General features: G+C 65.5%; 15 protein-coding genes. 6 read left to right on the top strand and 9 right to left on the bottom strand.

Annotation, left to right across the window (positions count from 1 at the left end):
- Positions 1 to 44: 44 nt before the first annotated feature.
- Entirely contained in the window at positions 45 to 1235 is a 1191-nt protein-coding gene (locus M3I53_RS16780) for an acyl-CoA dehydrogenase (protein ID WP_254317026.1), read from the bottom strand.
- Positions 1236 to 1362: 127 nt separating this feature from the next.
- Here M3I53_RS16780 and M3I53_RS16775 point away from each other — a divergent pair, with 127 nt between their 5' ends.
- Positions 1363 to 2163, top strand: a complete 801-nt coding sequence (locus M3I53_RS16775; protein WP_254317025.1) for an IclR family transcriptional regulator — start codon at positions 1363 to 1365, stop codon at positions 2161 to 2163.
- A gap of 92 nt (positions 2164 to 2255) precedes the next feature.
- Here M3I53_RS16775 and argF read toward each other — a convergent pair whose 3' ends face one another.
- The gene (gene argF, locus M3I53_RS16770; protein ID WP_254317024.1) at positions 2256 to 3185 is read right to left on the bottom strand and encodes an ornithine carbamoyltransferase; all 930 of its coding nucleotides are present in this window, start codon (positions 3183 to 3185) and stop codon (positions 2256 to 2258) included.
- A 622-nt stretch (positions 3186 to 3807) separates the two neighbouring features.
- Between argF and M3I53_RS16765 the strand changes: the two genes are divergently transcribed.
- Positions 3808 to 4155, top strand: a complete 348-nt coding sequence (locus M3I53_RS16765; protein WP_069262795.1) for a DUF3579 domain-containing protein — start codon at positions 3808 to 3810, stop codon at positions 4153 to 4155.
- A 128-nt stretch (positions 4156 to 4283) separates the two neighbouring features.
- Here the strand turns inward: M3I53_RS16765 and rpsT are convergent, their stop codons facing one another.
- Positions 4284 to 4556: a 30S ribosomal protein S20 gene (gene rpsT / locus M3I53_RS16760; RefSeq protein ID WP_069262794.1), complete on the bottom strand. Its 273-nt coding sequence runs from the start codon at positions 4554 to 4556 to the stop codon at positions 4284 to 4286.
- Between the two features lie 418 nt (positions 4557 to 4974).
- Here rpsT and murJ point away from each other — a divergent pair, with 418 nt between their 5' ends.
- On the top strand, positions 4975 to 6525 hold the full coding sequence (gene murJ / locus M3I53_RS16755) for a murein biosynthesis integral membrane protein MurJ (protein ID WP_254317023.1): 1551 nt from the start codon (positions 4975 to 4977) through the stop codon (positions 6523 to 6525).
- 5 nt (positions 6526 to 6530) lie between these two features.
- On the top strand, positions 6531 to 7370 hold the full coding sequence (locus M3I53_RS16750; RefSeq protein ID WP_035513442.1) for a SirB1 family protein: 840 nt from the start codon (positions 6531 to 6533) through the stop codon (positions 7368 to 7370).
- 81 nt (positions 7371 to 7451) lie between these two features.
- Here M3I53_RS16750 and M3I53_RS16745 read toward each other — a convergent pair whose 3' ends face one another.
- The 5 genes from M3I53_RS16745 to lpxK all read right to left on the bottom strand — a co-directional run bounded on the left by M3I53_RS16745 (position 7452) and on the right by lpxK (position 11679).
- Positions 7452 to 8210, bottom strand: coding sequence for an SDR family NAD(P)-dependent oxidoreductase (locus M3I53_RS16745; protein WP_254317022.1), 759 nt, complete (start codon positions 8208 to 8210; stop codon positions 7452 to 7454).
- Positions 8211 to 8437: 227 nt separating this feature from the next.
- Positions 8438 to 9100, bottom strand: coding sequence for an adenylate kinase (adk, locus tag M3I53_RS16740; protein ID WP_254317021.1), 663 nt, complete (start codon positions 9098 to 9100; stop codon positions 8438 to 8440).
- A 301-nt stretch (positions 9101 to 9401) separates the two neighbouring features.
- The gene (kdsB, locus tag M3I53_RS16735; protein ID WP_254317020.1) at positions 9402 to 10205 is read right to left on the bottom strand and encodes a 3-deoxy-manno-octulosonate cytidylyltransferase; all 804 of its coding nucleotides are present in this window, start codon (positions 10203 to 10205) and stop codon (positions 9402 to 9404) included.
- A 210-nt stretch (positions 10206 to 10415) separates the two neighbouring features.
- Positions 10416 to 10619, bottom strand: coding sequence for a Trm112 family protein (locus M3I53_RS16730; RefSeq protein ID WP_028205303.1), 204 nt, complete (start codon positions 10617 to 10619; stop codon positions 10416 to 10418).
- Complete coding sequence (gene lpxK / locus M3I53_RS16725) at positions 10600 to 11679, bottom strand: tetraacyldisaccharide 4'-kinase (RefSeq protein ID WP_254317019.1); 1080 nt, start codon at positions 11677 to 11679, stop codon at positions 10600 to 10602. Before lpxK ends, M3I53_RS16730 begins: the two co-directional genes overlap by 20 nt.
- Positions 11680 to 12237: 558 nt before the next feature.
- Between lpxK and xseA the strand changes: the two genes are divergently transcribed.
- Entirely contained in the window at positions 12238 to 13614 is a 1377-nt protein-coding gene (xseA, locus tag M3I53_RS16720; protein ID WP_254317018.1) for an exodeoxyribonuclease VII large subunit, read from the top strand.
- Positions 13615 to 13651: 37 nt separating this feature from the next.
- On the opposite strand, the gene M3I53_RS16715 is transcribed toward xseA, so the two are convergent.
- On the bottom strand, positions 13652 to 13912 hold the full coding sequence (locus M3I53_RS16715) for a hypothetical protein (RefSeq protein WP_254317017.1): 261 nt from the start codon (positions 13910 to 13912) through the stop codon (positions 13652 to 13654).
- A 102-nt stretch (positions 13913 to 14014) separates the two neighbouring features.
- On the opposite strand from M3I53_RS16715, the gene sodB reads away from it, so the two are divergent.
- Positions 14015 to 14593, top strand: coding sequence for a superoxide dismutase [Fe] (sodB, locus tag M3I53_RS16710; RefSeq protein ID WP_254317016.1), 579 nt, complete (start codon positions 14015 to 14017; stop codon positions 14591 to 14593).
- Positions 14594 to 14604: the final 11 nt, after the last annotated feature.

Here is a 14604-nt window from a genome sequence, read left to right as displayed (position 1 = left end):
TGCGGCGTTTTTTCATGCACCGGCGAGGCTGGCCCAGGCGGCGTTCAGAAGAACGCCTGAATGCCCGTTTGTGCGCGGCCGAGGATCAGCGCGTGGATGTCGTGCGTGCCCTCGTAGGTGTTCACCACTTCGAGGTTCACGAGGTGGCGCGCCACCCCAAACTCGTCGGAAATGCCGTTGCCGCCCAGCATGTCGCGGGCGAGACGCGCGATATCGAGTGACTTGCCGCACGAGTTGCGCTTCATGATCGACGTGATCTCGACGGCCGCGGTGCCTTCGTCCTTCATGCGGCCCAGACGCAGGCAACCCTGCAGGCCGAGCGTGATTTCCGTTTGCATGTCGGCGAGCTTCTTCTGGATCAGCTGATTCGCGGCAAGCGGGCGGCCGAACTGCTTGCGGTCGAGCACGTACTGGCGCGCGGTGTGCCAGCACGACTCTGCGGCGCCGAGCGCGCCCCAGGCAATGCCATAACGCGCCGAGTTCAGGCAGGTGAACGGGCCGCGCAGGCCCTTCACGCCCGGCATGAGGTTTTCTTCGGGCACGAACACTTCGTCGAGCACGATTTCGCCGGTGATCGAGGCGCGCAGCCCCACCTTGCCGTGGATCGCCGGTGCCGAGAGACCCTTCCAGCCCTTCTCCAGAATGAAGCCGCGGATGTCGTCCTTGCCGTCTTCCTCGAGCTTTGCCCAGACGACGAACACGTCGGCGATCGGCGAATTCGTGATCCACATCTTCGCGCCCGAGAGCGAATAGCCGCCGTTCACCTTCTTCGCACGCGTGACCATGCTGCCCGGGTCCGAGCCGTGGTTCGGCTCCGTGAGGCCGAAGCAGCCGATCCACTCGCCGCTCGCGAGCTTGGGCAGGTACTTCTGCTTTTGCGCTTCCGAGCCGAATTCGAAGATCGGCACCATCACGAGCGACGACTGCACCGACATCATCGAGCGATAGCCCGAGTCGATGCGCTCCACTTCGCGAGCGATCAGGCCATAGGCAACGTAATTGAGGCCGGGGCCGCCGTACTGCTCGGGAATCGTCGGGCCGAGCAGACCGACTTCGCCCATCTCGCGGAAGATCGAGGCGTCCGTCTTCTCGTGGCGGAACGCTTCCAGTACGCGCGGCGCGAGCTTGTCCTGGGCGTACGCGGCGGCGGCGTCGCGCACCATGCGCTCCTCCTCGGTGAGCTGCTGGTCGAGCAGAAGCGGGTCTTCCCAATGGAACTGGGCGTGTGCGGCCATGGTGTCTCTCCTTTCCTCAAATCCTTGAACTGGGCAAATTCGTGCTTGACGTGAGTTCCGCTATGCGGAACAATGTTTTGCAGATTGAGTTTAGTGTAGCACCAGGGCGCCCATGTCTGCATCCGGAATGACTACGACTTCATCTTTTTCTTCTTCGCTGGCCGAGGGGCCGATCGACGAGCGCAAGTTCGTCGTGGCGCTCGCCCGCGGGCTCGACCTGCTGCGGGCGTTCCGCCCCGGCGAGACGCTGCTCGGCAACCGCGATTTCGTTGAGCGCACGGGCCTGCCCAAGGCGACCGTGAACCGGCTCGCGTACACGCTCACCGTGCTCGGCTATCTGCGCTTTGACGAATCGTTAGGCAAATATGCGCTCGACGCCGGGGTGCTGTCACTCGGCTTTGCGCTGCTCTCCGGCACGGACACGCTCGAACTCGCCCGCCCGCATATGCGCGCATTCGCGCGCGAGGTGGGCGCCGCGGTGTCGCTGGGGTGCCGCGACGGCCTCGACGTGATCTATCTGGAGACGATCCGCAGCGAGACGGCGCTCACGCTCGGCCTCGCGTCGGGCTCGCGCCTCTCGATGCTCACGAGCTCGATGGGCCGCGCGTATCTGGCCGTGCAGCCCATCGATGTGCGCATGGCGTTGTTCGCGGAACTGGAGAAGACAGCGGGCACCGAAGGGCCGGCGTTGGTTGCGGCCGCGAAACGCGAGATCGAGGTGTTCGGCAAAGAAGGGTGCTGCTATTCGTTTCGCGACTGGCACGAAGACGTCAACGCCGCGGCGGTGCCGTTTCGCGAGCCGCGCGAGCGTCGCTGGCTCGTGCTCAGCTGCAGCGGGCCGGCTTCGTCGATGGGGCCAGAGGTGTTTCGGGAGCGCGTGGCTCCGCTTCTGAAGTCGCTGGCGCGTCGTCTTGGCGAAACGGTCTGACGCGCGGGCCGCGAGCCACAGCGGGCACAAAAAAAGCCGACCTTCGGGTCAGACCTTCGGGTCGGCTTTCTTCATGATGGCGTGCGCCAGGCTCAGTGGTTCAGGCGCCCGAGCAGCAGGAACTCCATGAGCGCCTTCTGCACGTGCAGGCGGTTTTCCGCCTCGTCCCAGACCACGCTCTGCGGGCCGTCGATCACTTCTGCGCTCACTTCCTCGCCTCGATGCGCGGGCAGGCAGTGCATGAAAAGCGCATCGGTGTTGGCGCGGGCCATCATCGGCGCGTCCACGCACCAGTCGGCGAAGGCCTGCTTGCGCGCTTCGTTTTCGGCCTCGAAGCCCATGCTGGTCCAGACGTCGGTCGTGACGAGGTCGGCGCCGTCGCAGGCGTCGTGCGGGTCCTCGAACACGTCGTAGAACGGCTTGCTTTCCGGCGCGACCAACGCCGGATCGAGCGCATAACCGGGCGGCGTGGAGATGCGCAGCTTGAGGCCGAGGATCTGCGCGGCTTCGATCCACGTGTAGAGCATGTTGTTGGCGTCGCCCACCCACGCCACGGTCTTGCCGCGGATCGGGCCGCGGTGCTCGTAGTACGTGAAGATGTCGGCCAGCACCTGGCAGGGGTGGTACTCGTTCGTGAGACCGTTGATGACCGGCACGCGCGAGCTTTCGGCGAAGCGCTGCAGGATGTCCTGGCCGAACGTGCGGATCATGATGATGTCGACCATGCGCGAGATGACCTGAGCCGAATCTTCGATCGGCTCGCCGCGGCCGAGCTGCGTGTCGCGCGTGTTCATGAACACGGCGTGGCCGCCCAGCTGGAAGATACCCGCTTCGAACGAGAGGCGCGTGCGCGTGGAGCTCTTCTCGAAGATCATCGCCAGCGTGCGGTCGTGCAGCGGGTGATAGGTCTCGTAGTTCTTGAACTTGCGCTTCAGGATGCGCGCGCGCTCCAGCACATATTCATATTCGTCAAGGGAGAAATCCTTGAACTGCAGGTAATGGCGTATGGTCCGGGAGGTCATGAAACAGAAACGGCGCCCGATCCGGCCTCGAACTGCAGGATTGGGCCGGCGACGCCGCTGCGGTTGGTGGTAAGTCAAAGCAGCATAAAGGATTTTGCGGATTTTGACGAGTTGCCCAAAATATAGGCAGGGTGCCGTGGCGCACGGTTGGCGGTGCTTTCGCGTCGGCTTTTCTGCTCGTTTCGCTCGCACCGAGAGGGCCCGGTTTCAGCCTTTCAAGTGCCTTGTGTGCACTGCGTCAAAACGGTCAGTGCGCTATAATCCCAGAGATTTCTTAGGCACGACAAACGGGCCCCTAACGTGTGTAAGGCAAGGTGGGAACACCTTTCTACCGCGCGAGGCAAGCCCGCGGGAGCGGCCTGTGCGTCGGCTGGCGGTGCGCCGCGAAATCGTCCTGTCGATCCGGTTGCGAGGACTGCTTGTGACACGCGTCGGCGGCGAATTTCGAGACGTCACGCCAGGGCGGGTGCGGCAGCCGTTCCCTATCCATCGGACTGTCCATGCGTGTGGCGGCGGACCATCTCCGCGGCCGGCGTTCCGCGGTACCCGCGCGGGCGCAGCGCTCGTGCCGCCGTTACACGCTGCAAACGCACCCAGCAGCTACACACACAGGTACTCCTGCATGGCCGACGAAGCTCCAACCGAATACTTCATTCAAGGCATCACTAGCGCGGGGAAGAAGTTTCGTCCGAGTGACTGGTCGGAGCGCCTCGCCGGAGTGATGTCGAGCTTTGGTCCGAAAGCGTCGGCCAATGCGCGCGGCCCGAACGCTTATCTGCGCTACTCGCTCTATGTGCGCCCGACGATGATCGGCGACCTCAAGGTCGTCGTGCTGGACTCGCGCCTGAAGGACATCGAGCCCATGGCCTTCAATTTCGTGATGAACTTTGCGAAGGACAACGACCTCGTCGTGACCGAGGCGTGCGAACTGCCTCACGACCACGCCACGCAGCAAGCCAACGTGCGCTGACGGCGACCAACGCACCCGCTTCGGCGGGTTTTTTGCGCTCGGCAGTAACAAAAAACCCGCCGAAGCGGGTTTTTTGTGGTGCAGCGCAAAGAGGGGGCTGCCAGCCGTGGCCGGCAAGCCGAAGCCCTTTACTGCGCGGCTTGCATTGCCTTGACGGCAGCAGCCAGGCGGCTCTTATGGCGAGCGGCCTTGTTCTTGTGAACGATCTTCTTGTCGGCGATGATGTCGAGCGTCTTGCCCGATGCCTTCAGAACTTCAGCGGCCTTAGCCTGGTCGCCGGCGTCGATTGCCTTGCGAACAGCCTTGATGGCGGTGCGGAACTTCGAGCGCAGTGCCGAGTTGTGCGAGTTTGCCTTCGCGGCCTGACGGGCGCGCTTGCGTGCTTGTGCGGAGTTTGCCATTGCGATTCCTTGTGATTGCGGAGCGTGGTACGACCGCGCTCTTTGCCTGGATTTGAACGACCGGCAGCGAGGCCTGAGACGTTCAAAACGGTATTTGCCGGCTGAGTTTCGCTCAACCAGCCGCGCCTCTTGTGCCAGAGCGGGTTTCTGACGCTTTCCTGCCCCCTTTCCAAGACGCGTTTCGAGCCCTCTGGGAGAACTCGAATCAACAATTATAGCAACAGAATAATGATGGCGGCAATCGCGACGCTATGGCGTAGCCAGACGCTATCGGTGTGAACGCCTTTCACGCGGGACGGTCACAATCAGCGCGCTTGGACTTTGCCTCCCGCTCGCCTGGGCGTCGCCGGGGTTTTGCGCCGACCTTTGCGCTGCGCATCCGCGTTGGAGCGGACGACGCCCGTATAATGACCGCCCCATGAATCTATTCCGAGCCCTGCTGACAGTCAGCGGCTTCACGCTGCTGTCGCGCGTGACCGGTCTGGCCCGAGAAACGCTGATTGCACGCGCCTTCGGTGCGAGCCAGTACACCGACGCTTTCTACGTCGCGTTTCGTATTCCCAACCTGCTGCGCCGCATCTCGGCGGAAGGCGCCTTTTCGCAGGCGTTCGTGCCGATTCTCGCGGAGTTCAAGAACCAGAAGGGCCACGACGCCACGCGCGCGCTCGTCGACGCCACTTCGACCGTGCTCGCCTGGGTGCTTGCGATCCTCTCGCTGCTCGGCATTTTCGGCGCCACGTTCGTCGTGATCGTGGTCGCGTCGGGCCTGAAAAGCGACGGGCAAGCGTTCCCGCTCGCCGTCACGATGACGCGCATCATGTTCCCCTATATCGTGTTCATCTCGCTGACGTCGCTCGCGTCCGGCGTGCTCAACACGTACAAGCAGTTCTCGCTGCCCGCGTTCGCGCCGGTGCTGCTCAATGTCTCGTTCATCACGGCGGCGCTCGCCTTCGCGCCGCACATGAAGCAGCCCGTCTACGCGCTCGCGTGGGCCGTGATCGTGGGCGGCGTGCTGCAGTTCATCGTGCAGTTGCCGGGCCTGAAGCGCATCGACATGATGCCGCGCATCGGCTTGAACCCGCTCAAGGCGCTCGCGCACAGAGGCGTGAAGCGGGTGCTCGCGAAGATGGTGCCCGCGATGTTCGCCGTCTCGGTCGCGCAGATCAGCCTCATCATCAATACCAATATCGCCTCGCGTCTGGGGCCCGGCGCGGTATCGTGGATCAACTACGCCGACCGCCTGATGGAGTTCCCGACCGCGCTGCTCGGCGTGGCGCTCGGCACGATCCTGCTGCCGAGTCTCTCGAAGGCGCACGTCGATGCTGATCCGCACGAGTACTCGGCGTTGCTCGACTGGGGCCTGCGCGTGACGTTCCTGCTTGCCGCGCCCTCGGCCGTCGCGCTCTTTTTCTTCGCCGAGCCGCTCACGGCCACGCTCTTTCACTACGGCAAGTTCGACGCCACGTCCGTCATCATGACGGCCCGCGCGCTAGCGGCCTACGGCGTGGGGCTCGTCGGCCTCATCCTTATCAAGATCCTCGCGCCAGGCTTCTACGCGCGCCAGGACATCAAGACGCCGGTCAAGATCGGTGTGGGCGTGCTCATCGCCACGCAGATCAGCAACTACATCTTCGTGCCGATCTTCTCGCACGCGGGCTTGACGCTCTCGGTCGGCCTCGGCGCCTGCATGAACGCGCTGCTGCTGTTCATCGGGCTGCGCCGCCGCGGCATCTATATGCCGTCTTCCGGATGGACCACGTTCTTCGTGCAGTTGCTCGGGGCATGTCTCGTGCTGGCCGGCGCGATGCACTGGTGCGCCATCAGCTACGACTGGATCGCACTGCGTCATGCGCCGCTCGAGCGCATCGCCTTGCTCGGTGCGTGCCTCGTCCTGTTCGCGGCGCTATATTTCGGTATGCTTTGGCTGATGGGCTTCAAATACGCGTACTTCAAGAGGCGGGCGAAGTGATCACGATGACTACGCGGGTTCTGGATTATTTCAGCGCGCTCGTTGCCGACGACGAGAGCCTGCCGCTCACCGAGGCGGCACTCGCGATCGCGCAGGACGCCTATCCCGATCTCGATCTGCAAGGCACGCTTGCCGAAATCGACGAACTCGCGCTGCGCGTGCGGCGCCGCATGCCCGAAGGCGCGGACGTGCGCCAGCAAGTTGCCGTGCTCAACCGCTGCTTCTTTCGCGAGATGGGGTTCGCTGCCAACCTCAACGACTTTCTCGATCCCGAAAACAGCCACCTGAACGCCGTGCTCAAGCGCAGGCGCGGCATCCCCATTTCGCTCGCGGTGCTGTATCTGGAAATGGCGACCCAGCTGGGTCTGCCGGTGAAAGGCGTGTCGTTTCCGGGGCATTTTCTGCTGCGCGTGGCGTTGCCCGAAGGCGACGAGATGCTCGATCCCACCACGGGCCGCACGCTCACCGAATCCGACATGGTGGAGATGCTCGAACCGTTCGTGGCCAACGCCGGCGATTCCGTGGCGCGCGCGCTGCGCATGCTGCTCGAGCCGGCCACACGGCGGGAGATCGTCGCGCGCATGCTGCGCAACCTGAAGTCGGTCTATCTGCAGACCGAGCGCTGGCAGCGACTGCTGGCCATCCAGCAGCGGCTCGTGATCCTGCTGCCGGAGAACATCGAGGAAGTGCGCGACCGTGGCTTCGCTTATGCACGGCTCGACTATCTGCGCCCGGCGCTCGAAGACCTCGAGCACTATCTCGACGAGCGCCCCGATGCGGAAGATGCAACCGTAGTCGAGTCGCAGTTGCATGAGTTGCGCCAGCGCACGCTCGATAACGACTGAAGCCCGCGGCCTGGCCGCAGAAAAAAGCCCGCGAAATTTTCATCGCGGGCTTTTTTTATCGCGCGGGGAGAGGGCGCGCCGTTACTTCGGCTGCATGCGGATCGCGCCGTCCAGACGGATCACCTCGCCGTTGAGCATCGGATTCTCGACGATCTGCTTGACCAGCATCGCGTACTCGTCCGGCTTGCCGAGGCGCGGCGGGAACGGGACCATGGCGCCGAGCGCATCCTGCACCTCCTTGGGCATGCCGAGCAGCATCGGCGTTTCGAAGATGCCGGGCGCGATCGTCATCACGCGGATGCCGCTGCGCGAAAGGTCGCGCGCGATCGGCAGCGTCATCGCGACCACGCCGCCCTTCGACGCGGCGTAAGCCGCCTGGCCGATCTGGCCGTCGTAAGCGGCCACTGAAGCCGTGTTGACGATCACGCCGCGCTCGCCGCCCTCGGCCGGTGCGGTTTGGGCGATGGCGGCCGCCGCGAGGCGGATCATGTTGAAGGTGCCGATCAGGTTGACCGAAATGGTCTTCGAGAACGTGTCGAGCGGATGCGGACCGTCCTTGCCCACGGTCTTCACGGCGGGCGCAATGCCCGCGCAGTTCACGAGGCCGCGCAGCGTGCCGAGCGCGGTTGCCGCGGCCACGGCGCGTGCGCCGTCGTCCTCGCTCGCCACGTTGCACTTCACGAACGCGCCGCCCAGTTCCTTCGCGAGCGCGTTGCCGGCGTCCTCGTTGAGGTCGGCGATGACGACCTGGCCACCCTCGGCCGCAATCAGACGCGCGCTGGCCGCGCCGAGCCCCGACGCGCCGCCGGTGATGAGAAATACGTTGCCGCGGATCTGCATCTTTTGTCTCCTGTCATTGTGGCCGTGCTGTCCTGCGCAGAGAGCGAATCCGCGCGAGACTCACCAAAAACAAAACGGGCCGGCTGGCGTCGCGTCCCGAACCACCTCGGGAGTGCGGCGCCAGCCGGCCCGCAGGCAAACCAGCAAGTGTGCCGAAACCGGCTTCGGGTCGGCCTTTGACCCGCGGATCGTGACCCGCGGACTTTAACCCGCGAATTTTGACGCGCTTACTTGAGCGCTTCGAACGCGCGCTCGCGAATTTCGTCGACGCTGCCGAGGCCCGAAATCGCGCGATACCGCGGCGCCTGCAGGCCGTTTTCCGCACCGCGCTTTGCCCAGTCGCTGTAGTAGGCGATGAGCGGCTTGGTCTGCGCGACGTACACGTCCAGACGCTTGCGCACCGTTTCTTCCTTGTCGTCGTCGCGCTGGACGAGCGGTTCGCCCGTCACGTCGTCCGTCATGTCCACTTTCGGCGGATTGAACTTGACGTGATAAGTGCGGCCCGAAGCCGGGTGCATGCGGCGGCCGCTCATGCGCGTGATGATCTCGTCGAACGGCACGTCGATCTCGAGCACGTAATCGATCGCGACGCCCGCCTGCTTCATCGCTTCGGCTTGCGGCAGCGTGCGCGGGAAACCGTCGAACAGGTAGCCGTTCTGGCAGTCGGGCTCCTGAAGGCGCTCCTTCACGAGATTGATGATGAGCTCGTCGGTCACGAGCTCGCCGGCGTCCATGAATCGCTTCGCTTCGAGGCCAAGCGGCGTACCGGCCTTGACGGCCGCGCGCAGCATGTCGCCCGTCGAGATTTGCGGAATGCCGAACTTTTCCTTGATGAAGGTTGCCTGGGTTCCCTTGCCCGCGCCCGGGGCGCCCAACAGGATCAAACGCATGTGAACAATCTCCGATCTGTGTGAATTCTTGCGGCGCGGCGGCTGCCCCGCACGCGCGGTGGGGCGGCATCGTCAGCGTCGTGCGTCTCCTCGCCCGTTCGCTCACGGCCGTCGAGGCAGCGCTGGCGGGGGCGACGGCACGTCCCGCGCGGCTTTCGCCCGGTGTTCGTGAGTTGCACTGGACACTGGGCGGCGCTGCAAGACGGTGCCGAAAAGCGGGGAAACCCCGACGCACAAAGGCTTTAGACGGCTCGCGCAAACAATTGATTATGCCATGGGATTTTTGCCCCACGGCACGGAATTAAGGCCGGTATAACGCCTGCACACGGGCGAGGTCGGCGGGGGTGTCGACGCCCGGCGCGGGTGCCTCGGTCGTCACGAGCACCGCGATGCGCTCGCCGTGCCACATCGCGCGCAGCTGCTCCAGTGCCTCCACCTGCTCGATCGGCGAATGCGCGAGCGAGGGATAGCTGCGCAGGAATTTCGCGCGGTACGCGTACAGGCCGATGTGGCGATAAACGGTCGCGGGAGCCGGCGGGGCGGGCATTGCGCCGAGATCGAGGCGCGCCGGCGACCAGTGCGGCTGCCATGCGTCGCGAGCCCACGGAATCGGCGCGCGCGAGAAGTAGAGCGCAACGCCACGTGCGTCCAGCACGACCTTCACGACGTTTGGACTGAAGATTTCGTCGGGCGCTGTGATGGGATGCGCGGCGGTGGCGATCGCGCATTCGGGGTGCGCGGCGAGGTGCGACGCAACGTCGCACACGAGCGCGGGGTCGATCAGCGGCTCGTCGCCCTGCACGTTGACCACGATCGTCTCGTCGCGCCAGCCGTAGTGCTCGGCGACCTCGGCGAGCCGGTCGGTGCCCGACGGGTGGTCGGCGCGCGTGAGCACTGCCTCGAAACCGTGGGCACGGGCCGCGTCGAGCACGCTCTGGGCGTCCGAGGCGATCAGTACCTGCTGCGCGCCCGAATCGCGTGCGCGCTCGGCCACGCGAACGACCATGGGCTTGCCGCCGATGTCGGCGAGCGGTTTGTTCGGCAGCCGCGTGGACGCGAGACGCGCCGGGACGACGGCGATGAAGGGTTGCACGGGAGCGGTCATGGCCAGTTCGAGCTAGGACAGGAAAGGGAAGTGGGGAAACCGGTCGGGGAAACCGCCTTGGGAGACGACAGCGCGCCGGGGGCGGCGCGCGTGATCCAGTTTCGAGCCGGTAAGATGAGGTGAGCGGCGCGAGCGGCGTGAGCGGCATGAGCGGCGCTAGTGAGCGCGATCGCGGCCAGCTGGCGGCGCGCGCTGCGCCGCCAGCACACGTTACGCGGCGCCGGGCCCGTGCGGATCGACCGGCGTGCCTTCCACGGTTTGACGCGCTTCGTCGACGAGCATGACCGGAATGCCGTCGCGGATTGGGTAGGCGAGCTTGTCGGCGTTGCAGATCAGCTCCTGCGCGGCGCGGTCATAGCTGAGCGGGCCCTTGCAGATCGGGCAGACCAGGATTTCAAGCAGACGAGCGTCCACGGAGTTTCTCCACAACCAGGGTAATGAGGCGATGATCGAGCGCGGCTTCGACGGGGACGACCCAGATGCGCGCGTCGTTCCAGGCCCCCAATTTTACTGCATCCTTTTCGGTGACCAGGATCGCGTCGGCAGTGACGTCGGCGAACGGGCTGGTTGCGTAGGCATAGTGGTCGGGCAGCGGCAGCGTTTGCGGCGCGAGGCCGGCCGCGCGCAGCGTCGCGAAAAAGCGCTCCGGCGAACCGATGCCGGCCGCCGCCACGAGGCGCAGCGCGCCCTGCGATCCCTGTGTGCCTGCGCCTTGCCCCGGTGCGGTCGCGCCCGCGGCAAACTGCGCGAGCGGACGGCGCAGCGCCGGATTGGCGAGATGCCAGGCGTCGCCGGGTTCGAGCTTCAGCGCGAACGTATTGGGCCACGCTGGCAGCGTGCGCTCAAACGGGTTATTCACGAGCGTGGCGTCGCGCCGGCGCGAGAGCGGCTCGCGCAGCGGGCCCGCCGGCAGCAGAAAGCCATTGCCGCCCAGGCGATGGTCGAACACCACGATTTCGACGTCGCGCACGAGGCGGTAGTGCTGCAGGCCGTCGTCGCTCACGATCACGTCGACATCGCTATGGGCGCCGCACAGCGCCGTGGCCGCCGCCACGCGGTCGGGCGAGACCCAGACGGGCACGCCGGTGCGGCGGGCGATCAGCAGGGGTTCGTCGCCGCAAAGGCGCGCGGGCGTATCCGACGTGACAGGCGTGGGGCTGGCGATTTTCGCGCCGTACCCGCGCGAGACCACGCCCGGCGAGAAGCCGGCGGCGCGCAGCGCCTCGACGAGCGCGATCACCGTGGGCGTTTTGCCCGTGCCGCCCACCGTCACGTTGCCGACCACCACCACGGGCACGCCCACGCGAATGCTCTTGAGCCAGCCCGCCGCAAAGGCGGCGCGGCGCGCACCGCTCACGGCGGCGAACACGGCGGCGAGCGGCGTGAGCACCCAGGCGAGTGCGCCACGGCGTTGCCAGGCGTGCGCAAACTGCGCTTCGAGGCGTTCCTTGAGACTGGAGACGGGGCCGCTCATCGGCAACTTGCGCGCGAAGCGCCGCACGCGGCAAGCGGGAAGCAGACAGGCAGGGCGGGCATCGGGTCGGTTCTCCGGTTCCAGGTGAGCTGAGCGACAAACAGGCCGGCAGACGAGTGACCTGCGCAGGCGAGCAACCGCTGCTTCGCGCGATGCGGCACAGGCGCTCGTGAACCCGGCACTCTAGCGCGGGTAGGCGTTGCCCGGCAAGTTGCCGGGCCGCACGCAACTGTCGGTTGCCTGCAAGCCGCGCGCAACGCCCGAAAAATCAACGCCTGTGGATAACTTTGTGGAGAAGTAGGTCCCGGGAAGGCGCAAAGGCCCATTCTTCGGCCTCTCCATCGGCCTGTCAGGATGTGATATCGATAAAAAACGTATAAAAATCAACGGCATCAGTATTTTTTCAGCGTTTGCGGGCCGGCTGCGGTCACCATGCCGCATGACAGCGCCGATGTGGACACTTCGCGGGGTTTGCGGGCCGGGTCTCATTCGTGCTGGACTAGCGCCCCCTGAACGGTCTATCGTCTGTCCGGCCAAGGTTTCTCCCCACCCTTACGCATGCTATCCGACCGCTTCTCCGCTCCCTCCGCGCCTTCGGGCGACGTCGTCGTGCCAGTCTCGGCGCTCAACCGGGCAATCGCCTCGATGCTCGAGCGCACGTTTCCGCTTGCCTGGATTTCCGGCGAAGTTTCCAACTTTACGCGCGCCGCGAGTGGCCACTGGTACTTCTCGATCAAGGACGCCCAGGCGCAGATTCGCTGCGTAATGTTCCGCGGCCGCGCGCAGTACGCCGAATTCACGCCGCGCGAGGGCGACCGCATCGAAGTGCGCGCGCTCGTCACCATGTACGAGCCGCGCGGCGAACTTCAGCTGAACGTCGAGGCCGTACGGCGCACCGGCCAGGGCCGGCTTTATGAAGCGTTCCTGCGACTGAAGGCGCAACTCGAGGCCGAAGGGCTCTTCGATGCCGAGCGCAAGCGCGCGCTGCCCACGCATGCGCGCGCGATTGGCGTGATTACGTCGATGCAGGCCGCCGCGCTGCGCGACGTGCTCACCACGCTGTGCCGCCGCGCGCCGCACGTGCCGGTGATCGTCTATCCGGCGCCGGTGCAGGGCGCGGGCTCGGCAGAGAAACTCACGGCGATGCTGGCAACCGCGAACGCGCGCAATGAGGTGGACGTGCTCGTGCTGTGCCGCGGCGGCGGCTCGATCGAGGACCTGTGGTCGTTCAACGACGAGGCGCTTGCACGCGCGATCGCGGCCAGCGCCATTCCGGTGGTGAGCGGCGTGGGGCACGAAACCGATTTCACGATCGCCGACTTCGCCGCCGACGTGCGCGCGCCGACGCCCACTGGCGCGGCCGAACTCGTCAGTCCGCAGCGCACGCTGCTGCTGCGCGACCTCGACCAGCGCCATGCCGCGCTCGCCCGCGATTTCGGCCGTCTGCTCGAGCGGCGCGCGCAGCAGCTCGACTGGCTGGCGCGCCGGCTCGTTTCGCCCGTCGAGCGGCTTGCGCAGCAGCGCACCCACTTGCGCCAGTTGACGATACGGCTCGGCTCGGCGGGCTCGCGTGCCAGCGCCGAGGCGCGTGCGCGCCTGAACGTCATGCAAATGCGCTGGCAGCGAGCGCGGCCCGACGCCGCCGCGCAGCGCGCCCAGCTGGAGTCGCTCGGACGGCGTCTGGACGGCGCCTTCGCGCGCCAGCGCGAGCGCGAAGCGGCACGTGTTTCGGAACTCACGGCGCGGCTCGAAGTGCTGAGCCCGCAGCGCACGTTTGAGCGAGGTTACGCGGCGCTGCTCGACGCGCAAAGCGGCGCGGCCGTGCGCTCGCCCGCCACGCTCAAACCGGGTAAGCGGCTTACGGTGCACCTCGCGCAGGGCAGCGCCGACGTCGCGCTCGCCGATGTCCAGCCGCGCCTCGCCGACGGTTTCTGAGCTCGGCGCGCAGCCGGCCTGCCGGGCCCGTTGCTTGCTACTCAGCCAGGCACCGGCGCAATCGCCCGATCGCTTCGCCCCGACGAATCATCGTGGCGGCGAACCATTGTTGCAGTCTCGTTGCAGGAAGTTTGCACATCGGTTGCGCGGAGGTTGCAAAGCGATTGCAGCCGTCTTGCCTGCGTGCGAAGCGGGCATGGAAAGCGCGGCATGAAAAGCGTTGTTCGAGCGTCATTGCATCGGCGCAAAACGCATCGCGGTTGATTCGGAAAAGCCCCGCGCAAACGATATCCGGCATAAAGGCCGCTCGTTTGCGGGGTTATTCCAACTCGCCTACAATCGAGTGCTCCATGCCGGTTATCACGCAGAACTCCCCATAACACGACGAAGGAACCGCATCATGTCATTTACGCTCCCGCCGCTGCCGTTCGCGAAGAACGCCCTCGCTCCGCACATGTCGGAAGAGACGCTCGAGTTCCACTACGGCAAGCACCACCAGGCTTACGTCACGAATCTGAATAACCTGATTCCGGGCACCGAGTTCGAAAAGCTCTCGCTCGAAGAGATCGTCAAGAAGTCGTCGGGTGGCGTGTTCAACAACTCGGCGCAGATCTGGAATCACACGTTCTTCTGGAACAGCCTCTCGCCGCAAGGCGGCGGCGCACCGTCGGGCGCGCTCGGCGAGGCGATCAACGCGAAGTGGGGCTCCTACGACGCGTTCAAGGAAGCCTTTACGAAGGCTGCCGTGGGCAACTTCGGTTCGGGCTGGACGTGGCTCGTGAAGAAAGCAGACGGCTCGCTCGACATCGTGTCGACCAGCAACGCCGCCACGCCGCTCACGACCGACGCCCGTGCGCTTCTCACGATCGACGTGTGGGAACACGCTTACTACATCGACTACCGCAACGCGCGTCCGAAGTTCGTCGAAGCGTTCTGGAACATCGTGAACTGGGACTTCGCAGCACAAAACTTCGCTTGATACGAAGCCCT

The sequence above is a fragment of the Paraburkholderia sp. CNPSo 3272 genome (assembly GCF_024206495.1).
GTDB lineage: Bacteria > Pseudomonadota > Gammaproteobacteria > Burkholderiales > Burkholderiaceae > Paraburkholderia.
Note: the sequence above shows the minus strand (reverse complement) of the source record. Positions and strands in the feature narration are given on the sequence as shown.

Excerpts from the sequence above, each read along its gene's own strand:
- M3I53_RS16780 (WP_254317026.1), bottom strand. The coding sequence starts at position 1,235 with ATGGCCGCACACGCCCAGTTCCATTGGGAAGACCCGCTTCTGCTCGAC.
- M3I53_RS16775 (WP_254317025.1), top strand. The coding sequence starts at position 1,363 with ATGACTACGACTTCATCTTTTTCTTCTTCGCTGGCCGAGGGGCCGATC.
- argF (WP_254317024.1), bottom strand. The coding sequence starts at position 3,185 with ATGACCTCCCGGACCATACGCCATTACCTGCAGTTCAAGGATTTCTCC.
- M3I53_RS16765 (WP_069262795.1), top strand. The coding sequence starts at position 3,808 with ATGGCCGACGAAGCTCCAACCGAATACTTCATTCAAGGCATCACTAGC.
- rpsT (WP_069262794.1), bottom strand. The coding sequence starts at position 4,556 with ATGGCAAACTCCGCACAAGCACGCAAGCGCGCCCGTCAGGCCGCGAAG.
- murJ (WP_254317023.1), top strand. The coding sequence starts at position 4,975 with ATGAATCTATTCCGAGCCCTGCTGACAGTCAGCGGCTTCACGCTGCTG.
- M3I53_RS16750 (WP_035513442.1), top strand. The coding sequence starts at position 6,531 with ATGACTACGCGGGTTCTGGATTATTTCAGCGCGCTCGTTGCCGACGAC.
- M3I53_RS16745 (WP_254317022.1), bottom strand. The coding sequence starts at position 8,210 with ATGCAGATCCGCGGCAACGTATTTCTCATCACCGGCGGCGCGTCGGGG.
- adk (WP_254317021.1), bottom strand. The coding sequence starts at position 9,100 with ATGCGTTTGATCCTGTTGGGCGCCCCGGGCGCGGGCAAGGGAACCCAG.
- kdsB (WP_254317020.1), bottom strand. The coding sequence starts at position 10,205 with ATGACCGCTCCCGTGCAACCCTTCATCGCCGTCGTCCCGGCGCGTCTC.
- lpxK (WP_254317019.1), bottom strand. The coding sequence starts at position 11,679 with ATGAGCGGCCCCGTCTCCAGTCTCAAGGAACGCCTCGAAGCGCAGTTT.
- xseA (WP_254317018.1), top strand. The coding sequence starts at position 12,238 with ATGCTATCCGACCGCTTCTCCGCTCCCTCCGCGCCTTCGGGCGACGTC.
- M3I53_RS16715 (WP_254317017.1), bottom strand. The coding sequence starts at position 13,912 with ATGCCGGATATCGTTTGCGCGGGGCTTTTCCGAATCAACCGCGATGCG.
- sodB (WP_254317016.1), top strand. The coding sequence starts at position 14,015 with ATGTCATTTACGCTCCCGCCGCTGCCGTTCGCGAAGAACGCCCTCGCT.